At 71.6% G+C, this 21,882-nt stretch carries 12 protein-coding genes; all 12 read left to right on the forward strand.

All coding sequences use genetic code 11. From position 1 onward, the window contains the following. The first annotated feature begins 99 nt into the window (after positions 1–99). The 12 genes from F0L46_RS05980 to F0L46_RS06035 all read left to right on the forward strand — a co-directional run bounded on the left by F0L46_RS05980 (position 100) and on the right by F0L46_RS06035 (position 21,807). Complete coding sequence (locus F0L46_RS05980; RefSeq protein ID WP_149816144.1) at positions 100–1,209, forward strand: NAD-dependent epimerase/dehydratase family protein; 1,110 nt, start codon at positions 100–102, stop codon at positions 1,207–1,209. Then, positions 1,206–2,315, forward strand: coding sequence for an SDR family NAD(P)-dependent oxidoreductase (locus tag F0L46_RS05985; RefSeq protein ID WP_188311870.1), 1,110 nt, complete (start codon positions 1,206–1,208; stop codon positions 2,313–2,315). Before F0L46_RS05980 ends, F0L46_RS05985 begins: the two co-directional genes overlap by 4 nt. A gap of 31 nt (positions 2,316–2,346) precedes the next feature. Beyond that, entirely contained in the window at positions 2,347–3,480 is a 1,134-nt protein-coding gene (locus F0L46_RS05990; protein WP_149816145.1) for a glycosyltransferase family 4 protein, read from the forward strand. Further along, complete coding sequence (locus F0L46_RS05995) at positions 3,477–4,589, forward strand: CgeB family protein (RefSeq protein ID WP_149816146.1); 1,113 nt, start codon at positions 3,477–3,479, stop codon at positions 4,587–4,589. The genes F0L46_RS05990 and F0L46_RS05995 overlap by 4 nt, the downstream gene beginning before the upstream one ends. Continuing rightward, positions 4,586–5,680, forward strand: coding sequence for a CgeB family protein (locus tag F0L46_RS06000; RefSeq protein ID WP_149816147.1), 1,095 nt, complete (start codon positions 4,586–4,588; stop codon positions 5,678–5,680). Before F0L46_RS05995 ends, F0L46_RS06000 begins: the two co-directional genes overlap by 4 nt. Then, complete coding sequence (locus F0L46_RS06005; RefSeq protein WP_149816148.1) at positions 5,677–6,792, forward strand: CgeB family protein; 1,116 nt, start codon at positions 5,677–5,679, stop codon at positions 6,790–6,792. Before F0L46_RS06000 ends, F0L46_RS06005 begins: the two co-directional genes overlap by 4 nt. Before the next feature lie 143 nt (positions 6,793–6,935). Continuing rightward, positions 6,936–7,988: a UDP-glucuronic acid decarboxylase family protein gene (locus F0L46_RS06010; RefSeq protein WP_438646662.1), complete on the forward strand. Its 1,053-nt coding sequence runs from the start codon at positions 6,936–6,938 to the stop codon at positions 7,986–7,988. A gap of 230 nt (positions 7,989–8,218) precedes the next feature. Next, the gene (gene otsA, locus F0L46_RS06015; RefSeq protein ID WP_149816229.1) at positions 8,219–9,694 is read left to right on the forward strand and encodes an alpha,alpha-trehalose-phosphate synthase (UDP-forming); all 1,476 of its coding nucleotides are present in this window, start codon (positions 8,219–8,221) and stop codon (positions 9,692–9,694) included. A 16-nt stretch (positions 9,695–9,710) separates the two neighbouring features. Continuing rightward, the gene (gene glgX, locus F0L46_RS06020) at positions 9,711–11,816 is read left to right on the forward strand and encodes a glycogen debranching protein GlgX (protein ID WP_149816150.1); all 2,106 of its coding nucleotides are present in this window, start codon (positions 9,711–9,713) and stop codon (positions 11,814–11,816) included. Beyond that, positions 11,816–13,618, forward strand: coding sequence for a malto-oligosyltrehalose trehalohydrolase (treZ, locus tag F0L46_RS06025; RefSeq protein WP_149816151.1), 1,803 nt, complete (start codon positions 11,816–11,818; stop codon positions 13,616–13,618). Before glgX ends, treZ begins: the two co-directional genes overlap by 1 nt. A 3-nt stretch (positions 13,619–13,621) precedes the next feature. Next, positions 13,622–18,481, forward strand: coding sequence for a malto-oligosyltrehalose synthase (locus F0L46_RS06030; RefSeq protein WP_149816152.1), 4,860 nt, complete (start codon positions 13,622–13,624; stop codon positions 18,479–18,481). Then, positions 18,478–21,807, forward strand: coding sequence for a maltotransferase domain-containing protein (locus F0L46_RS06035; RefSeq protein ID WP_149816153.1), 3,330 nt, complete (start codon positions 18,478–18,480; stop codon positions 21,805–21,807). The genes F0L46_RS06030 and F0L46_RS06035 overlap by 4 nt, the downstream gene beginning before the upstream one ends. The last annotated feature ends 75 nt before the right edge of the window (positions 21,808–21,882 follow it).

A 21,882-nucleotide genomic window follows, 5' to 3' on the forward strand; every position in this document is an offset into this window, starting at 1 on the left:
CCCTCCGACGTTCGGAGTCCCAAACCGTCAAGCTTTTTGCAAGGGACACCGCATGCGCCAGCCGATCGTCGCTCTCAGCCGCATCGTTCGGGGGCGCGCATGAGCGACACCGTCCTCATCACCGGCGGGGCCGGGTTCATCGGGCGCTACGTGGCGGGCGCGCTCCTGAAGCGCGGGCATCGCGTGCGGGTGCTCGACAGCCTCATCGAGCAGGTGCACGGCGAGCGCACCACCCCCGACGCCCTCGATCCGGCGGTGGACTTCGTCCCCGGCGACATCCGGGACGAGGCGGCGCTGAAGCGGGCGCTGTCTGGGGTCGACAAGGTGGTGCATCTCGCCGCCGAGGTGGGCGTGGGCCAGAGCATGTACGCGGTGGACCGCTACGTGTCGGTCAACGATTACGGCACCGCGATGCTGTTCCAGCAGCTCATCGACCGTCCCGTGAAGCGCGTGGTCGTCGCCTCCTCCATGAGCATCTACGGCGAGGGGCTGTACCGCACCGTCGACGGCGACCTCATCCAGGACGCCGTGCGCACTCCGCGCCCCTCCGCGCCCTGGGACCCGCTCGACGCGCAAGGCCGCCCGCTCATCCCCGTGCCGACCCCCGAATGGAAGCAGCCGGCGCTCGCCTCCGTCTACGCGATCACGAAATACGTCCAGGAGCGCCTGACGCTGACGCTCGCGCCGACCTACGGCATGGAGGGCGTGGCGCTGCGCCTGTGGAACGTCTACGGCCCCGGCCAGGCGCTCTCCAACCCCTATACCGGCGTGCTCGCGATCTTCGCCGCGCGGCTTCTCAACGGCAACGCGCCCGTGATCTTCGAGGACGGCGAGCAGCGGCGCGACTTCGTTCACGTCGAGGACATCGCCCAGGCCTTCGTGCTGGCTCTGGAGCACCCCAAGGCGCCGGGCGAGGTGTTCAACATCGCGAGCGGCGCCGACCGCACGGTGAGCCAGGTGGCGGAGCTCCTCGCCGCCGCCATGGGCCGCCCGGACATCAGGCCTGAGATCGCCGGCAAGGTGCGCATCGGCGACGTGCGCCACAACATCCCCGACATCACCAAGGCCCGCGAGGTGCTGGGCTTCGCGCCGAAGATGGACTTCAGCCAGGGCCTGGCCGAGCTCGCCGAATGGGTCGCCCAGCAGCAGGCGGTGGACCGGGTGGCGCAGGCTCGCAGCGAGCTCGAGATGCGGGGACTCGTGGCATGACCGTCACGCCGCTCACACCAAGGGCGCCCGCGATCGCGGGGCGCCGCCCCGTGCTCGTCACGGGCGGCGCCGGCTTCATCGGCTCGAACCTCGCCGACCGGCTCGCCCGCGACGGCCACGACGTGCTCGTCTACGACGCGCTGGCGCGTCCCGGCGTCGAGATCAACGTGGCCTGGCTGAAGAAGCGCCACCCGGCGCGGGTCTCGATCGTGACGGGCGACATCCGGGACGACGACGCGATCTCGGCCGCGGCCGCCGACGCGCAGGCCGTGTTCCACTTCGCGGCCCAGGTCGCCGTCACGACGAGCCTCGTCAACCCGCGCGAGGATTTCGCGATCAACGTCCAGGGCACGCTCAACCTCCTGGAGGCGCTGCGCCGGCGGCCCGAGCCCGCGCCGCTCCTGTTCGCGTCCACCAACAAGGTCTATGGCGACCTCGCCGACATCCCCCTCGACGAGACGAACGACGCCTACCTGCCCCAGGATCCCGCGATCCGCGCCAACGGGGTGGGCGAGAGCCGGCCGCTCGACTTCCACACGCCCTATGGCTGCTCGAAGGGCGCGGCGGACCAGTACGTGCTCGACTACGCCCGCTCCTTCGGCGTCCCCACCGCCGTGATGCGCATGAGCTGCATCTACGGCCCGCGCCAGCTCGGCACGGAGGACCAGGGCTGGGTGGCGCACTTCCTCATCCGGGCGCTCCAGGGCGAGCCGATCTCGATCTACGGCGACGGGCGCCAGGTGCGCGACGTGCTGCACGTGAGCGACGCCATCGAGGCCTATCTCGCGGCGTGGCGGCGGATCGGGGCCGTGCAGGGCCGCGCCTTCAACATCGGCGGCGGGGCGGGCAACGCGGTGAGCCTGCGCCAGGTGGTGCGCACCATCGAGGAGGAGATCGGCCGGCCGGTGGACCTCCAGTTCTCCGACTGGCGAGCCGGCGACCAGCGCTATTTCGTGGCCGACACGCGCCTTGCCGCCCGCGAACTCGACTGGCGCGCCGCCACGCCCTGGCGGCGCGGCGTCGCCTCGCTCGCGGCCTGGCTGCGCGAGGAGCGCGGCCTCGACCCCCACGCCCCCCTGCCCCGCACGGCCGAGGCCCTCTCGTGAGACGCGCCCGGCGCGTCGGGGGACCCGGCCGATGAGCGGCATCCACGTCCTGATGACGGCCGACGCCGTCGGCGGGGTCTGGCAATACGCCCTCGAGCTCGCCCGCGAGCTCTCGGCCGCGGACGTGCGCACCACGCTCGCCGTGCTCGGCCCCGCGCCGGGCGGGGATCAGGCGGCGGATGCCCGCGCCGTGCCGAACCTCACCCTGCGCCCCCTCGACCTGCCCCTCGACTGGACGGCCGACCGGCAGGAGGACGTGGAGACGGCCGCCGCCGCGGTGGCCGATCTCGCCACGGGGCTCGGCGTGGATCTCGTCCATCTCAACAGCGTGGCGCTCGCGGCGGGCGGCGGCTTCACCATGCCCGTGGTGGCCGTGTGCCATTCGTGCCTCGCCACCTGGTGGGACGCGGTGCGGGGCACGGAATCGCTCCCCGAGGACTTCGTCTGGCGCGTCAGGATGGGGGCGCGGGGCATGGCGGCGGCGGATGCGCTGCTCGCCCCCACCGCCGCCTTCGCCCAGGCCACCGCTCGCGCCTACGGCCTCGCCCAGGCCCCCATCGTGGTGCGCAACGGCCGCACCGCGCCGGCCACCCGGGAGGAGCCCGGCGGCGCGCCCGCGGGCGACTTCGTGTTCACGGCGGGCCGGCTGTGGGACGAGGGCAAGAACGTCGCGGCGATCGATCGCGCGGCGGCGCGCATCAGCCTGCCCGTGATCGCGGCCGGGCCGACGGTGGGCCCGAACGGCGCCCGCATCGCCCTGGAGGACGTCGTGTCCCTCGGGCGGCTCGGGGAGGAGGAGATCGCGGCGTGGCTTGGGCGCCGGCCGATCTTCGTCTCCATGGCGCGCTACGAGCCCTTCGGCCTCGCCGTGCTGGAGGCCGCGCAGGCCGGCTGCCCCCTGATCCTCTCCGACATGCCCACCTTCGTGGAGCTGTGGGGCGGGGCGGCGGAGTTCGTCGACCTCAACGACGACGAGGCGCTCGCCGCCGCGATCCACCGGGTCGCTCATGACGGGGCTCACCGCCGCAGGCTCGCTGACGCGGCCCGGGAGCGGGCCGCCCAATACACCCCGGGGACCATGGCCGAGGGGGCGCTCGGCGTCTATCGCACGCTCCTGTCCCCCGCCAACCAGGGTCCCCCGCGCCGCCAGGAGGCCCGCGTTTGAAGTTCGTGTATCTCACCCACTCCCTGGCCTCCTGCTGGAACCACGGCAACGCCCATTTCCTGCGCGGCGTGCTGCGCGAGCTGATCCATCGCGGCCACGAGGTGGCGGCCTACGAGCCCGAGGGCGCGTGGAGCCTCGACAACCTCCTGCGCGACCACGGCACCGGGGGCCTCGACGCCTACCGCGCCGCTTATCCCGAGCTGCGCTCCACCGCCTTCGGAGCGGACGTCGATCCGGAGGCGCTCACCGACGGCGCCGACGTGGTGATCGTGCACGAGTGGAACGAGCCCGCCCTCGTCGCCGCGATCGGGGCGCTGCGCCGCCGCGGCGCCTCCTTCCGGCTCCTCTTCCACGACACGCACCACCGGGCGGTGAGCGATCCGGGCGCGATCCGCGCCTTCGACCTCGACGGCTATGACGGCGTGCTCGCCTTCGGCGAGACCCTGTCGGAGGTCTATCGCCGCTGGGGCTGGGGCGACCGCGTCTTCACCTGGCACGAGGCCGCCGACACCCGCCTGTTCCATCCGCCCGCCACCGAGGGCCCCCGCGAGGGCCTGGTCTGGATCGGCAATTGGGGCGACGGGGAGCGCAGCGAGGAACTGGAGCGCTATCTCCTGCGGCCTGCCCGCACCGTCGGCCTGCCCCTCGACATCTACGGCGTGCGCTATCCCGACGAGGCCCTGGCGGCGCTGGCGCGATATGGGGTGCGCTATCGCGGCTGGCTGCCCAATGCCCGCGCCCCGGAGGTCTTCGCCCGGCACCTCGCCACGGTGCACGTGCCGCGCCGCTTCTATGTCGAGAGCCTGCCCGGCATCCCGACGATCCGCGTCTTCGAGGCGCTGGCCTGCGGCATCCCGCTGGTGAGCGCGCCCTGGCGCGATTCCGAGCACCTGTTCCGTCCCGGCACCGACTTCCTCGTCGCCGCCGACGAGCCCGCGATGGAGGTGGCCCTGCGGGCGCTCGCCCACGATCCGGACCTGCGCGCCGCCCTGGTGGCGAGCGGCCTGGAGCGCATCCGCGCCCGCCACACCTGCGCCCACCGCGCGGACGAGCTTCTCGCCGTCGTCGATGCGATCGGCGCCCGCGACGCCCTGGAGATGAGTTCATGAAGATCGCGTTCTACGGCTCCAGCCTCCTGTCGTCGTACTGGAACGGCGCCGCCACCTATTATCGGGGCATGCTGGGCGAGCTCGCCCGCCACGGGCACGAGATCACCTTCTACGAGCCCGACGCCTTCGACCGGCAGAAGCACCGGGACATCGAGCCCCCCTCTTATGCCGAGGTGAAGGTCTATCCCGCCACCGTCGAGGCCTGCCGGGCCGTGATCGCGGAAGCGGCCGCCGCCGACGTGGTGGTGAAGGCGAGCGGCGTCGGTGTGTTCGACGACATGCTGCTCGAGGGCATCGTCGCGGCCTCCCGTCCGGATGCGATCCGCATCTTCTGGGACGTGGACGCGCCCGCGACCCTCGCCGAGCTGCGCGCCCATCCCGACCATCCCATGCACCGGGCGATGCCCGCCCTCGACCTCGTCCTCACCTATGGCGGCGGCCCACCCGTCATCGAGGCCTATGAGGGCCTGGGCGCGCGCCGCTGCATCCCGGTCTACAACGCGCTCGACCCCGCGACCCATCATCCGGTGCCCCCGGACGAGCGCTTCACGGCGGATCTGTCGTTCCTGGGCAACCGCCTGCCCGATCGCGAGGCGCGGGTGGAGGAGTTCTTCCTGGAGCCCGCCAAGGCGCTGCCGAGCCGGCATTTCCTCATCGGCGGCAACGGCTGGGAGAGCAAGGCCATGCCCGCGAACGTGAGCCATCTGGGCCACGTCTACACGCGCGACCACAACGCCTTCAACTGCACGCCACTCGCCGTCCTCAACATCGCCCGCGATTCCATGGCGAGCACGGGCTACTCCCCAGCGACCCGCGTCTTCGAGGCGGCGGGCGCCGCGGCCTGCCTCATCACGGACGCCTGGGTCGGCCTGGACGGGTTCCTCGCCGAGGGCTCGGAGGTGCTCGTCGCCCGCGACGGGCGCGACGTCGCCGAGATCATGGCGGGGCTCGACCGGGACCGGGCGCGCGCCATCGGCGAGGCCGCGCGCCGCCGCGTCATGGCCGAGCACACCTATGCCCGCCGCGGGGTGCAGGTCGACGCGATCCTCAAGGAGGAAGCCGCCCGCAAGGCGCTGAGGAGCGTGGCATGACGGGGCAGCCCCTGCGCGTCGTGGTGCTGGGCCTGAGCCTGTCCTCCTCCTGGGGCAACGGCCACGCCACCACCTTCCGGGCGCTCCTCAAGGCCTTCGCGGGCCTTGGTCACGACGTCCTGTTCCTGGAGCGCGACGTGCCCTGGTACGCGGCGCACCGGGACCTCACCGATCCGGATTATTGCCGCCTCGCCTTCTACCGCGACCTCGCGGACCTCGGACGCTTCCGCGACGCGATCGCGGGCGCCGACGCGGTGATCGTGGGCTCCTATGTGCCCGAAGGCGTCGCCGTCGGCCGCCTCGTCCAGGAGACGGCGCGGGGCGTCACGGCCTTCTACGACATCGACACGCCGGTGACGCTCGCCAAGCTCGAGCGGGAGGATTTCGAATATCTCTCGCCGGGCCTCATCCCGGGCTTCGACCTGTACCTCTCCTTCACGGGCGGGCCGACCCTGGAGCGGCTGGAGCGGCAATACGGCTCGCCGGACGCCCGCGCCCTCTATTGCTCGGTGGACCCGGAGCTCTACCCCGCGCTTCGTCACGAGACGCGCTGGGACCTGTCCTATCTCGGCACCTACAGCCCCGACCGGCAGCCGACCCTGGAGGCGCTCCTCGTGGAGCCCGCGCGCCGGGTGCCGCATCTGCGCTTCGTGGTGGCTGGGCCGCAATATCCCGCCGGGATCGACTGGCCGGAGAACGTCGAGCGCATCGAGCACGTACCGCCCGCCGACCACCCGGCCTTCTACGCCGCTAGCCGCTTCACCCTGAACGTCACCCGGGCCGACATGATCCGGGCGGGCTACAGCCCCAGCGTCCGCCTGTTCGAGGCCGCCGCGTGCGGCGTGCCCATCGTCTCGGACATCTGGGACGGCATCGACACCATCTTGCGCCCCGGCCGGGAGATCGCCCTCGCGCGGGACGCCGACGACGTGCTGGAGGTGCTGCGCGACTGGCCCGCCGCGCGCCGCGACGCCATGGCGGCGGCGGCCCGGGAGCGGGTGCTCGGCCATCACACGGCGGCGCACCGCGCGCTGACCCTGGACGAAGCCCTGCGCGACGCCGCCTCGCCCCGGGGCCGGGCCGCGCGGCGCGCGGTCGCAGCCGCCGGCTGAAGCGCTCGCCGCCCGGGAAAGACGCGAAAGCTCAGGACAGAATTCTTTGTAGATGAAGCAACCAAAGCCAAGCTTTTCGCGTTGAGCCCCCATCAGTACCCGTGGCGGCCCGCAGAGGCCGAGCGTAGCGAGAGAGGTCCATGATGACGAACGGGACAGGCAAGCTCGTCCTCGTCGCCGGAGGTGCCGGTTTCATCGGCTCTCATCTGTGCGATGCCCTGTTGAGCGAAGGCGCTCGCGTCCTCTGCCTCGATAATTTTCGCACCGGCCGGAAAACGAACCTACGGCATCTGGAGCGCGAGCCGCGTTTCGACGTGATCGAGCACGACATCATCGACCCCCTGCCTCGGAGCCTCACCGCCGGGCGCGCCCGCTTCGACCGGATCTACAACCTCGCCTGCCCCGCCTCGCCCCCGCATTACCAAGCCGACCCCGAGCACACGATGCTCACCAACGTCACGGGCACGCACCACCTCCTGCGCCTCGCCGAGGCGAAGGGCGCCCGCTTCCTCCTCGCCTCCACGAGCGAGGTCTACGGCGATCCGGACGTCCATCCGCAGCGTGAGTCTTACTGGGGCAACGTGAACCCCACGGGTCCCCGCGCCTGCTACGACGAGGGCAAGCGCGCCGCCGAGGCCCTGACCTTCGACTACGAGCGCACCGGCCGCGCCGCCGTGCGCGTGGCGCGCATCTTTAACACCTACGGCCCGCGCATGCGCGCCGACGACGGCCGCGTGGTCTCGAACGTGGTGTGCCAGGCGCTCGCGGGCGAGGACATCACGATCTACGGCGACGGCTCGCAGACCCGCTCCTTCTGCTACGTCGACGATCTCGTCGACGGCCTCATGCGCCTTATGGAGAGCCCGGAGAACGGCCTCGGGCCCGTCAATCTCGGCAACCCGCACGAGATGACCATCGCCGAGTTGGTGAAGCGTGTCCTCGCGCTGACCGGCGTCACGGCGAGCGTGGTGAGCCGGCCGTTGCCGGTGGACGACCCGCGTCGCCGGCGCCCCGACATCAGCGTGGCGGACCAGCGCTTGGGCTGGGCGCCCCGGGTCTCCCTCGACCAGGGCCTCAAGCCCACCATCGCGTGGTTCGCCGAGGAGATCGCGCCGCCCCGCGAGACCGCCCGCCCCGAGCGCGCCCGCGCCGGCCGCGTGCCGAGCCCCGCGCCCGCCAACTCCTCCGCCTCGTGAGCCGCCGCGCCCGTCGTCGGCGATACGTCGAACCTGGAACAGCCGTCCTGGCGAGGAGTTGATTGAGACAACGAACGGACCCTTTAATGACCCGTCGGACGCCACCGTCTCCCGCCGCACCGGACCCCCGGTCCAACCGTGCCATGACGTCCGTTCCCAAGACCCTGCGTGACCGATGGCTCAAGTCCGGGAGCGACCCGGCCTTGAGCCGTCCCGCTTACGGCGGCGCCATGGCCTTCGGCTCCGACGACGACAACGCTGCGGCGGGCGCCTCCACCGCGCGCCTCGTGGTGGTCTCTAACCGCGTGCCGGTGCCCACGGGGACGGGCCACAAGGCCGCGGGCGGGCTGGCGGTGGCGCTGGAAGCGGCGCTCAAGAGCCATGGCGGCGTCTGGTACGGCTGGTCGGGCCGCATCGTGGACGGACCGCCCTCCCCCGAGCCGGAGCAGAAGCGGGTCGGCGAGATCACCTTCGCGGTTCTGGACCTCGCCCAGCGCGACTACGACCTCTATTATTCGGGCTTCGCCAACCGGGCGCTCTGGCCCGTGTGCCATTACCGCCTCGACCTCATCCAGATCGACGGCGAGGACACGGAAGGCTATTTCCGCGTCAACGACGCCTTCGCGACCTCCCTCGTCCCGCTCCTGCGGCCCGACGATCTCGTCTGGGTGCACGACTACCACTTCCTGCCGCTCGGCAAGGCCCTGCGGGACCGGGGCGCGGGGAACCGGATCGGCTTCTTCCTCCACATCCCCTGGCCGCCGCCGGACGTCGCGAGCGCCATGCCGGCCTACGCCACCCTGCTCGAAGCCCTCACGGCCTATGACGTGCTCGGCTTCCAGACCCAGCAGGACGCGGAGAATTTCGGCCGCTGCCTGGAGCGCGACGGGTTCGCACGCCACGTCGCGGACGGGATCTACGAGACGGGTGGGCGCCGCTTCCTCGTGAAGGCCTTCCCCATCGGGATCGACGTGGAGGCCTTCCGGCGCACCGCCAACCGGGCGGTCCGCAACAGCGTGGTGCAGCGCTTCCGCGCCAGCATCGGCGAGCGCCGCCTCGTGATCGGCGTCGACCGTCTCGACTATTCCAAGGGCATCCGCGAGCGCGTCGACGCCTTCGGCTGCTTCGTGCGCTCGAACCCGAAGGTGCGCGGCCGGGTCACCTATCTCCAGATCACCCCGAAGAGCCGCTCCGAGGTGCCCGAGTACCGGCGCATGCAGGAGGAGGTGGCCGAGGAGGTGGGCTCGCTCAACGGCAGCCTCGGGGAGCTCGACTGGATCCCCGTCCGCTACCTGAACCAGACCGTGAACCACGCTTCCCTCGCGGGCCTCTACCGCATGGCGTCGGTGGGCCTCGTGACGCCGCTGCGCGACGGCATGAACCTCGTCGCCAAGGAGTTCGTGGCGGCGCAGTCGCCCGACGATCCCGGCGTGCTCATCTTGTCGCGCTTCGCGGGCGCGGCGCACGAGCTCGACGGGGCGCTCATCGTCAATCCCTACGACATCGAGGCCACCGCCCGCGCCATTGCGCGCGCCTACGACATGGAGCTCGAGGAACGCCAGGAGCGCTGGGCCTCCATGTCGGCGCGCCTGCCCGAGACGGACGTGAACGTCTGGTGGAAGCACTTCCTCTCCCATCTCGAGACCCCGGCCGCTATACCGGCGGGGGCCGAGACCTCGACCCCGCCCCCCGCCGCCTCCACCTGACGGATCCGACTGCCCCATGTTCCGCATCGACGACGGGTCGCCTAGCCCCTTAGGCGCCACCTGGGACGGGAAAGGCGTGAACTTCGCCCTGTTCTCCGCCCACGCCACCGCCGTCGAGCTCTGCCTCTTCGACCCGGACGGGCGGCGCGAGATCGAGCGCATCCGCCTGCCCGCCCGCACCGACCAGGTCTGGCACGTCTACGTGCAGGGGCTCCTGCCGGGGCAGCTCTACGGCTACCGGGTGCACGGCGCCTACGAGCCGCGCCAGGGGCACCGCTTCAACCCGCACAAGCTCCTCGTCGACCCCTATGCCCGCCTGCTCTACGGGCGCATCCGCTGGCACGACGCCCTGTTCGGCTACCGGGCCGGCGCGCACCGAGGCGACCTCACCATCGACCGGCGCGACAGCGCGCCGATGGTGCCGAAGGGCGTGGTGGAGGAGCCCGCCTATCATTGGGGCGACGACCGCCCGCCGCGCCGGCCCTGGATCGACACGGTGGTCTACGAGGCCCACGTGAAGGGCCTCACGCAGCTCAATGAGAGCGTGCCGCCGCAGTTTCGCGGCAGCTACGAGGCGCTCGGCCATCCGGCGGTGATCGAGCATCTCGTGCGGCTCGGCGTCACGGCGGTGGAGCTCCTGCCGATCCATGCCTTCGCCGACGACCGGTTCCTCGTCGAGAAGGGCCTGCGCAACTATTGGGGCTACTCGACGCTCGCCTATTTCGCCCCCGACCCGCGCTACATGGGACCGGCCGGCGTCATCGGCCTCAAGACCGCGATCCGCTCCCTGCACGACGCGGGCATCGAGGTGCTCCTCGACGTGGTCTACAACCACACCTGCGAGGGCAACCACATGGGGCCCACGCTCTCCTTCCGCGGCATCGACAACGCGAGCTACTACAAGCTCAGCCCTGAGAACCCGCGCTTCTGCTGGGACGCCACGGGCACCGGCAACACCCTGGATCTCAGCCATCCGCGCGTGCTCCAGATGGTGCTCGATTCCCTGCGCCACTGGGTCGAGGCCTATCACGTCGACGGTTTCCGCTTCGACCTTGCCTCGACGCTCGCCCGCACCCCCTTCGACTTCGACGAGCGCGCCGCCTTCCTCCAGGCCGCGAGCCAGGACCCGGTGCTGTCGGGCGTGAAGCTCATCGCCGAGCCCTGGGACGTGGGCCATGGCGGCTACCGGGTCGGCGGCTTCCCGCCGGGCTGGTCGGAGTGGAACGACCAGTTCCGCGACAACGTGCGCGGCTTCTGGCGCGGCGATCCGGGCGAGCTGCCCCACCTCGCCCGCGTCATCACCGGCTGCCGCGAGATCTTCGGGGTGCGCGGGCGCCACCCCTGGGCCGGGGTGAACTTCGTCACCGCCCATGACGGCTTCACCCTGCACGACCTCGTCTCCTACAACGACAAGCACAACGAGGCGAACGGGGAGAACAATCAGGACGGCCACAATCACAACCTGTCCTGGAATTGCGGCCACGAGGGCGAGACGGACGACGAGGGGATCAACGCCACGAGGGCGCGCCAGAAGCGCAACCTGCTTGCCACCCTGTTCTTCGCCCAAGGCGTGCCGATGATCCTCATGGGCGACGAGGTCTCCCGCAGCCAGGGCGGCAACAACAACGCCTATGCCCAGGACAACGAGATCTCCTGGATGGACTGGTCCGGCGACAGCCGCGACCCGAGCCTGCTCGCCTTCCTGCACAACCTCACGGCCCTGCGCCGGCGTTACGCCGCCTTCCGCCGCCGCGACTTCCTCACCGGCATCCCCCTGAAGGGCAGCGGCCTCAAGGACGTCTATTGGCTCGCGCCCGAGGGCCGGGAGATGAGCCACGAGGATTGGGGCGACGGCCTGCGCCGGACGCTCGGCATGCAGCTCGGCAACGACGCCCCCGACGGCCAGCGCTTCCTCATCCTGTTCAACGCCGATCCCGAGCCCGTCGCGTTCAAGCTCGCCGACACGCTTCCCGACGGCGGCTGGGTGCATGTCTTCGACACCAGAATTTCCGACGGGATGGTGCGGGAAACGCCCGCCGTGCTGAACCCGGGCGGGGTTTTCGCGTTGGAGCCGCGCATGGTCGCCATGTTCCAGCACGCCCGCTCCGTCGAGATCCTCTGATGCACCGTTTCCACGACATGCCCTTCGGGGCTCAGATCGTCGATGATGGCGTACGCTTCACCCTTTGGGCGCCGACCGCGGGCAGGGTCGAGCTGATGCTCGACGGCACGCCCCATCCCATGGAGGATGCCGGCGAGGGCTGGCGCCGCCTCGTGGTGCCGGGCGCCCGGGCCGGCGCCCGCTACGGCTTTCGCATCGACGGCGGGCTCGTCGTGCCCGACCCGGCCTCCCGCTTCCAGCCCGACGACGTCCACAAGCCGAGCGTCGTTGTCGACCCGCACGGCTTCGACTGGACCGACGACGGCTGGACCGGGCGCCCCTGGGAGGAAGCTGTCCTCTACGAGCTGCATGTCGGCACCGCGACGCCGGAGGGCACCTATGCCGGTCTCATGAACAAGCTGGAGGCGCTGCGTGATCTCGGCGTCACCGGCATCGAGCTCCTGCCGCTCGCCGACTTCCCCGGCCGGCGCGGCTGGGGCTACGACGGCGTGCTGCCCTATGCGCCCGACGCGGCCTACGGCTCGCCCGACAACCTCAAGCGCCTCGTGGATCGCGCCCACGCGCTGGGGCTCATGGTCTTCATCGACGTGGTCTACAACCACTTCGGCCCGGCGGGGAACTACCTCCACGCCTATGCCAAGTCCTTCTTCACCGAGCGGCACCAGACGCCCTGGGGGGCCGGCATCAACTTCGACGGTCAGACCTCGCGGCCCGTGCGCGACTTCTTCGTCCACAATGCCCTCTACTGGCTGGAGGAGTACCACGTGGACGGCCTGCGCTTTGACGCGGTCCACGCCATCCTCGACGACTCGACGCCCCATATCATCCAGGAGATCGCGGAGCGGGCGCGCGCCTCTCTCCCCGGCCGCGAGGTGCACCTCGTCCTGGAGAACGGCGCGAACGAGGCCCGCTGGCTGCCGCGCGACGACGCTCAGCGGCCCCGGCTCCACACGGCGCAGTGGAACGACGACATCCACCATTGCTGGCATGTCGTCGTGACAGGCGAGAGCGACGGCTATTACGAGGATTACGCGGATCGCGGGCTCGACCTGCTCGGCCGCTGCCTCACGGAGGGCTTCGCCTATCAGGGCGAGATGTCGGGCCACGAGGGCAAGCCCCGGGGCGAGCCCTCGGCCCACCTGCCGCCCTCCGCCTTCGTCGCCTTCCTCCAGAACCACGACCAGATCGGCAACCGCGCCTTCGGCGAGCGCATCGGCGCACTCGCCGACGAGAGCCGGCTGGGAATAGCCCGCGCCGGGCTCCTGCTCACGCCGCAGATCCCCATGCTCTACATGGGCGAAGAATGGTCGGCCTCGACGCCCTTCCTCTACTTCGTCGACTTCTCCGACGATCCCGACCTCGCCAAGGCCGTGCGCGACGGGCGCCGCCGCGAGTTCGCGAACTTCAAGTCCTTTGCCGAGCAGCACGGCGAGCGCCAGATCCCCGACCCGACGCTCGAGGAGACCTTCCGCCTCTCGGTCCTCGACTGGGCGGAGGCCGCGCGCGCCCCCCACGCCGAGGTTCTCGCCGACACGCGCCGCCTCCTCGCCCTGCGCCAGGCCGAGATCGTGCCGCTGACGAAGACGCGCTTCGTCGAGGCCTCGCGCGCCCTGCCGGGCCCGGGCCAGCTCGCCTGCACCTGGCACTACGAGGGCGGGACGCTGCGCTTCCTCATGAACGTGGGCGAGGCCGAGGCCGTGCTGGAGGCCCCGGGACGCACCGTCTGGGCGAGCGCGGGCGTGCGCCAGGAGGGCGCGCGCCATCATCTTCCCATCTGGTCCGCCGCCATCGTGAAAGAATAAGACATGAGCGAGCATGACGCTCTCGTGGAGCGGATCGCCGGCCTCGTCGGCGTCGGCTCGGCGTTCGCCGACGCGTTCGGCCGGCAGGTGGAGACGAGCCCCGAGACCCGGCGCGCGATCCTCGCGGGCCTGCGGCTGCCCGTCGACACGGAGGCCGACGCGCGGGCGACCCTGGAGCGCCTGACCCGCCTCAAGGCCGCTCTCGTCCCGGCGCTCATCCCGGTCGAGGCCGGGCGCCCCGCCGAGCTGACCCTGCGCCGCCCGGGCGGCTCCGCCACCTGGCGGCTCACGGAAGAGGGCGGGGGCGTGCGCGAGGGCCGCGAGATCCTGGATCGCGGCGAGCGCCTGAGGCTGCCGGCGCTCGCCGCGGGCTATCACCGGCTGCGGGTGGAGAGCGGCGGCGAGACGGCGCATGCCACGATCATCGCGGCGCCGCGCCAGGCCTTCGGCCTGCCTGGGGCGGACGCGGACCTGCGCCTGTGGGGCGCCACCGCCCAGGTCTACGGGCTGCGCTCAGGCAGCGATTTCGGCATCGGCGGCTATGGCGAGGTGGCGACCGCCGCGGGGGGCGCGGGCGCGCTCGGCGCCCACTTCCTCGGCCTGTCGCCGGTCCATGCCCTGTTCTCCTCCGACCGCACGAAGTTCTCGCCCTATTCCCCCTCCTCCCGGCTCTTCCTGGAGACGATCTTCATCGATCCCCGCCTCGTCGAGGGCTACGAGGAGGCGGCGGCGGGGCTTGCCGCCGACATGGGCGACCGGATCGCCGCCGTGCGCGACGCGCCCCTCGTCGACCATGCCGCCGTCTGGGACGTGAAGCGTCCGCTGCTCGACGCGCTCTGGCGGCGCTTCCAGCGCTCGGGCGACGGCGCGGCCTTCGAGGCCTTCCGGCGCGAGGGCGGCGCGGCGCTCCAGGCGCACGCCACCTTCGAGGCGCTTTCCGAACATTTTCGCGGGCAAGGGCGCTGGTGGATCGGCGACTGGCCGGACGAGTATCGCGGCTGCACCACGCCCGAGGTGCGCCGCTTCCAGGCCGAGCAGGCGGACCTCGTCGCCTTCCACGCTTGGCTGCAATGGCAAGCCGACCTCCAGCTCGCGGACGCGCAGGAGGCGGCCCGGGGCGCGGGCATGCGCATCGGCCTCTATCGCGATCTCGCGGTGGGCGCCGATTCCGCCGGATCCGAGGTCTGGGCGCATCCCGACCGCTTCGCGGCCTCTCTGTCTGTCGGCGCGCCGCCCGACCCCTTGGGGCCGCAGGGCCAGAACTGGGGCCTGCCGCCGTTCGACCCGCTGGCGTTGGAAGCGCAGGGCCTCGCGGCCTTCCGGGCCATGGTGGCGGCCAACATGCGCCACGCGGGCGCGATCCGCATCGACCACGCCTTCCAGCTCCAGCGCCTCTTCCTCATCCCCTCCGGCATGCAGGCGTCGCAGGGCGCCTATGTCGACTACCCCTTCGAGGCGCTGCTCGCCGTGCTGCGGCTGGAGAGCCACCGCCACCGCTGCCTCGTCATCGCGGAAGACCTCGGCACGGCGCCCGAGGGCTTCTCCGACGCGATCATGGCGTCGGGCATCCTGAGCTACCGGGTGCAGCCCTTCGAGCGCGAGCATGGCGGCGCGTTCAAGCCGCCCGGCGCCTATCCGCGCTCGGCGCTCGCCGTCCTCTCGACCCACGACCTGCCCACCTTCCGGGGCTGGTGGCGCGCCCTCGACGTGGACCTGCGCCAGACGCTCGGCGTCTTCGATCCAGAGACCTCGGAGCGCGAGCGCGCCAACAGGGGTCAGGAGCGCCGCCAGCTCGCCGAGGCGCTCTCCCGGGAGGGCCTGCTCGCGGGAGCCGAGCCGCCGGAGGACCCGCCGCTCGAGGCGGCGTTGCGCTATCTCGCGCGCACCCCGTGCGTGCTCGCCGGGATCCAGCTGGAGGACGCGGCTGGAGAGCTGAACCAGGCCAACATGCCGGGCCTCGACGCCGGCCATCCCAACTGGCGCCGCCGGCTCGGCACCGACGTCGAGACGTTGACGGCACCCGGCGGCGACCTCGCGCGCCTTGCCGCCGCAATGCAGGCGGAGGGGCGCGGCATGCGGGCACGGACGGCGGCGCTCGCGAGCCCGCCGCCGCGCGCCACCTACCGCCTCCAGTTCCACAAGGATTTCACCTTCGACGACGCGGTTCGGATCGTGCCCTATCTGGCGCGGCTCGGGATCAGCCACGTCTATTCCTCGCCGATCCACACCGCCCGCCCCGGCTCCACCCACGGCTACGACATCGTCGACCATTCGGCGGTGAACCCGGAGCTCGGCGGCGAGGAGGGCTTCCTGCGCCTCTCGGACGCCCTGCGCGAGCACGGCCTCGGGCTCATCCTCGACATCGTCCCCAACCACATGGGGGTCGGCGGCGCCGACAACGGCTGGTGGCTTTCGGCGCTCGAATGGGGGGCGCTCTCGCCCTTCGCCAAGGCCTTCGACATCGACTGGGAGAGGCTCGGCGCCCACGGCAAGCTCGTCCTGCCCAATCTCGGCGACCGCTACGGCGAGGCGCTGGAGAAGGGCGAGCTGAAGCTGAGGTTCGAGCCGGCCGAGGGCTCCTTCAGCGTCTGGCACTGGGAGCACTGCTTCCCCGTGAACCCGCTCGCCTATCCCATCATCCTCGACCGGGCGCTCGCCGTGCTCGGCGGCCTGGAGGCCGGGCGCGAGGTGCTCGCGATCAGCGAGCGGCTGCGCACCATGGGGGACGAGACGAACCCGGAGCGCCGCGCCGCGTTCCCGGCGGAAGCCGACGAGCTGAAACGCCGCCTCGCCGCCGCGGTGGCGGGCTCGCGGGAGCTCGGCGAGGCGATCGGCCGGGCGGTGGACCTCGTGAACGGCGTGGCGGGCGTGCCTGAGAGCGTCGGCACCCTGCACCGGATCCTGGAGATGCAGCCCTACCGCCTGGCGCATTGGCGGGTGGCGGCGAGCGACATCAACTATCGCCGCTTCTTCGACATCAACGCGCTCGCGGGCCTGCGCGTCGAGGACCCGGAGGTTTTCGAGCGCACGCACGCCATGATCTTCCGCCTCGTCGCGGAGGGCCGCATCCAAGGCCTTCGCATCGACCACATCGACGGCCTCGCGGACCCGGAGGGCTACGTGCGGGCGCTGCAGGCGGCGGTCGGGCCGGGCTTCTACATCCTGGCCGAGAAGATCCTGGAGCCCGGCGAGCCGCTGCGCCCCTGGCCCCTGTCGGGCACCACGGGCTACGACGTGCTCAACCAGATCGACGGCATCTTCGTCGACCGCGGCAGCGAGCGCGTCTTCGAGCGCATCTATCGCGACGCCACGGGGATGGAGGGCGGCTACGGGGCGCTTCTGCGCGCGGCGAAGAGCGAGATCCTGGAGACGAGCTTCGCGAGCGAGCTGGAGGTGCTGGTCTCGGATCTGAAGCGCATCGCCGACGCCGACCGGCGCACCCGCGACTACACGGTCTTCGCCATGCGCCGGGCGCTCGTGGAGATCATCGCACGCTTTCCCGTCTATCGCAGCTACATCACCGACGACGCGATCGCGCCGGAGGACCGGGCCCTCGTCGAGGGCGCCGTGGAGGGGGCCAAGCGCAACAGCGCGCTGCCCGACCGCACGGTGCACGACTTCGCGGCGGCGGCACTGCTTGGCGACGTCGAGACCGAGGGGCCGGGGCGCCCGAACCCCGACTGGATCCGCCGCTTCCGCCGCCGCTTCCAGCAGCTCACCGGGCCGGTGATGGCCAAAAGCCTGGAGGACACGCTGTTCTACCGCTTCGTGCGGCTCGTGCCCCTCAACGAGGTCGGCGGCGATCCGGGCCATTTCGGCCTGAGCCTCGCGGACTTCCACAAGGCCAATGCCGAGCGCGCCCGCGACTGGCCCTACGCCATGATCGCGACCGCGACGCACGACACCAAGCGCGGCGAGGACGCCCGCGCCCGCCTCTACGCCCTCTCCGAGATGCCCGACGCCTGGCGCGACGCGGTGGAGCGCTTCGAGCGCCTGTGCCGCCCTCTCGTCAGCGCGGTGGGAGGCGAGGCCGCGCCCGACGCCAACGACCGCTACCTCCTGCTCCAGGCGCTGCTCGGCGCCTGGCCCCTCGACCTCCTCGACGGCGACGGGGGCGACCGCGAGGGCTTCCGGGAGCGCCTGGAGGGCTATCTCCTCAAGGCGCTGCGGGAGGCGAAGCGCCACACGAGCTGGGTGCACGGCAACGAGGCCTATGAGGGCGCGGCGACGGAGCTCCTTTCCGCGCTTCTGCGGCCCGACGGCGGCTTCCTGGAGGCGTTCCGCCCGCTGGCGCGCCGGCTCGCCGCCATCGGCATGGTGAACGCGCTGGCGCGCACCGCCTTGAAGCTCACCCTGCCCGGCGTGCCCGACACCTATCAGGGCACCGAGATGTGGGACCTCTCCCTCGTCGACCCCGACAACCGCCGCCCCGTCGACTTCGAGGCCCGCGCCCGCGCGCTCACGGACGACACGCCGGCCGAGGCGCTTCTCGCCGCCTGGACGGACGGGCGCATCAAGCAGCGCCTCACGGCACGCCTGCTCGCCGACCGCGCCGAGCGCCCCGCCCTCTACGCCGACGGGGACTACAAGCCGCTCGCCGCGCGGGGCGCGCAGGCGCGCCGGCTCGCGGCCTTCGTGCGGGAGCACGGGGAAGACCGCCTCGTCGTGGTGGTGCCGCGGCTCGTCGGCGCCCTCATGCCCGACGAGCGCCTGCCGCTCGGCCCCGACGCATGGGGCGATACGGCCGTGGCCCTCCCCCCTGGCCGCTGGCGCGACGTGGTCACCGGCCGCGAGGTTCAAAACGGCGCCGTCGCGGAACTCTTCGGCGGCTTGCCCATTGCGGTCCTGAGGACAGCCCCATGAACATGCAAGAGCGCATCGGCGCGGGCGCCGCCCCCCTGCAGGCCGGAGAGACGGCCGGCGGCCCGCGCATCTACAACCTGTTTCCCCTTCTGGTCGGCCCCGTCTCGGCCTGGCGCGCCGAGCTGCCGCGCATCGCCGCGATGGGCTTCGACTGGGTCTATCTCAACCCCTTCCATCAGACCGGCGCGTCGCGCAGCCTCTATGCTGTCGCCGACCCCTTCCGCCTCGACCCGCGCTTTCGCGATGCGGGCGGCGCGAGCGACGACGAGCAGATCCGGGGTTTCGTGAAGGCGGCCGCCGGGCACGGCCTGCGGGTGATGATCGACCTCGTGGTGAACCACACCGCGAAGGACGCGCGGCTTGCCTCCGAGCGCCCTCACCTCTTCACCCGCGACGCCATGGGCGCCATCCGCAGCCCCTACGCCGTCGACCCGGACGACCCGACGATCCGCACCGTGTGGGACGATCTCGGCGAGCTCGACTACCACGACGAGGCGGCGAGCCAGGAGCTCACCGCCTATTGGGACGGCTACGTGGCCGGCATCCAGGCGCTCGGGGTCAAGGGCTTCCGGTGCGACGCCGCCTACAAGGTGCCGCCGCGCGTCTGGCGCAGCCTCATCGGCGCGGCCCGCGATCGGGACCCGGGCGCGGTCTTCCTCGCCGAGACGCTGGGCTGCTCGCTCCAGGAAACCGAGGCCACGGCAGGCGCGGGCTTCGACTACATCTTCAACTCCTTTGCCTGGTGGGACGGCGAGGCGCCCTGGGCCTTGGAGCAGTACGAGCGGCTTCGCACCATCGCGCCCTCCATCGCCTTCCCCGAAAACCACGACATGGCGCGGCTCGCCGCCGGCCTGCCCGGCGAGCGGGTCGCGGAGGTGCTGCGCCAGCGCTACGCGCTCGCCGCCTGCTTCTCGGCCGGCGTCCTCATGCCCATCGGCTACGAATGGGGCTATCGCCGCGACCTGCACGTTGTCGAGACCACGCCCGCCGACCGCGAGGACACGGGCGTCGACATCTCGGGCTACATCGCCGCCGTGAACCGCGCGCGGGCCGCGATCCCCGCCCTCAACGTCGAGGGCGCGCAATGGCGCGTCTCGCCGCCCGGCGCCGCCTATCTGGCGCTGGCGCGGGTCGACGCGGGCCATCCGGGCTCGGCGCGGCATGCGGCCCTGGTGCTCGCCAACACGGGCACGGAGCCCGTCTCCGTCGATGGCGCGGGGCTCCTCGCCCAGACCGGCGGGCTCTTCGGCCGCTTCGAGGACCACACCCCCGACCGGCCGGCGCTCGACCTCTCGTCGGACGGGCCGATCGTCCTTGAGCCCGGCGACGTGCGCATCCTCTCCGCCCTGCGGGCCGAGGCCTTCGCGGGCGATTCCGCGCCACCCACGGGCGAGAACCGGGTGATCATCGAGGCGGTGAGCCCGGAGCTCGACGGGGGCCGCACGGCGGTGAAGCGCGTGGTCGGCGACCGGCTGCGCGTCGAGGCCGACGTCTTCACCGACGGGCACGAGAAATACGCCGCGGCGATCCTCTACCAGGGCCCCGGCGAGATCGACTGGCACCGCGCCCCCATGCGCTTCGTCGACAACGACCGCTGGGCCGGCACCTTCCCGCTGGAGCGCATCGGCCGCCACCGCTACACCGTGGAGGCCTGGCGCGACCCGTGGGCGACGTGGCTCAGCGAGATCCGCAAGAAGATCGCGGCCGGCCAGAACGTGCGGCTGGAGACCATCGAGGGCGTCGCCCTCGTGGAGCGGGCCCACAACCTGCACCCGGATGTCGGCCCCTTGGCCGAGCTCGTGGAGCGCCTCAAGCGCCACGAGGAGGGCGCGCCCGAGCAGCTCGACCTGCTCCTCGACGCGGTCAACGCCGACCTCGTGGATGCGCATGCCGAGCGCCTCAACGTCTCGCGCTATCCCGTGACGCTGGAGGTGATCGCCGACCGTCTCGCCGCCCGCTTCTCCGCTTGGTACGAGCTGTTCCCGCGCTCCCAGTCCGGCGATCCGGACCGGCACGGCACCTTCGATGACGTGATCGGGCGCCTGCCCTTCGTGCGCGATCTCGGCTTCGACGTGCTCTACTTCACGCCGATCCACCCCATCGGCAAGGTGAACCGCAAGGGCAAGAACAACACGCTCACCCCTGAGCCCGGCGACGTCGGCTCGGTCTACGCGGTGGGCTCGGACGAGGGCGGGCACTACGACGTGCACCCGCAGCTCGGCACGATCGAGGACTTCCGGCGCCTCGTCGCGGCGGCGCACGAGCACGGGCTCGAGATCGCCCTCGACTTCGCGATCCAATGCGCCCCCGACCACCCGTGGATCAAGGAGCATCCCGAGTGGTTCGACTGGCGGCCCGACGGCACCATCAAGTTCGCCGAGAACCCGCCGAAGAAGTACGAGGACATCGTCAACGTGTCCTTCTACGGCGGCGCCCTCCCCTCGCTCTGGTACGAGCTGCGGGACGTGATCCTGTTCTGGGTCGATCAGGGCGTGAAGATCTTCCGGGTCGACAACCCGCACACCAAGCCGATCCCGTTCTGGGAGTGGATGATCCGCGAGGTGAACGACCGGCACCCCGACGTGCTCTTCCTCGCGGAGGCCTTCACCCGGCCGAAGATGATGAAGAAGCTCGCCAAGATCGGCTTCCAGCAGTCCTACACCTACTTCACCTGGCGCAACACGAAGGCGGAGCTGACCGCCTACGCGACCGAGCTCGCGGGCGAGATGGGCGAGTACTACCGCCCGAACTTCTTCGCCAACACGCCCGACATCAATCCCATCTATCTCCAGACCAGCGGGCGCGCGGGCTACATCGTGCGCGGCACGCTGGCCGCCACCCTCTCCTCCGTCTACGGCATCTATAACGGCTTCGAGCTGTGCGAGGGCCGCCCGGTGCCGGGCAAGGAGGAATATCTCGACTCGGAGAAGTACCAGATCACCGCCTGGGACTACGACCGGCCCGGCAACATCAAGGACCACATCCGCAAGCTGAACCGCATCCGCCGCGAGAACCCGGCGCTCTGGGACTTCCGCAACGTCTCGTTCCTCGCCACGTCCAACGAGCAGGTGCTGGCCTACGCGAAGTTCACCCCTGAGCGCGACAACTGCGTCTTCGTCCTCGTGAACCTCGACCCGCACAACCGGCAGGACTGCACCTACGAGATCCCCCTGTGGGAATGGGGCCTGCCCGACACCGGCACCCTCGACGTCGAGGACCTTCTGCTCGGCTACCGCTTCCAGCTCCACGGGCGCTACCACACGATCGCGCTCGACCCGGCGGACCGGTCGGTGGCGGTGTGGCGGCTGAGGGGAGCCGGGCGATGAGGGGCGGGACGACGAAAGGCGGGGTGCGTCTCCCCTCTCCCATAGGGAGAGGGGTCGGGGGTGAGGGGGTACCAC

Origin of the sequence: Salinarimonas soli (genome assembly GCF_008386575.1) — a bacterium.
Taxonomy (GTDB): Bacteria; Pseudomonadota; Alphaproteobacteria; order Rhizobiales; family Beijerinckiaceae; genus Salinarimonas_A; species Salinarimonas_A soli.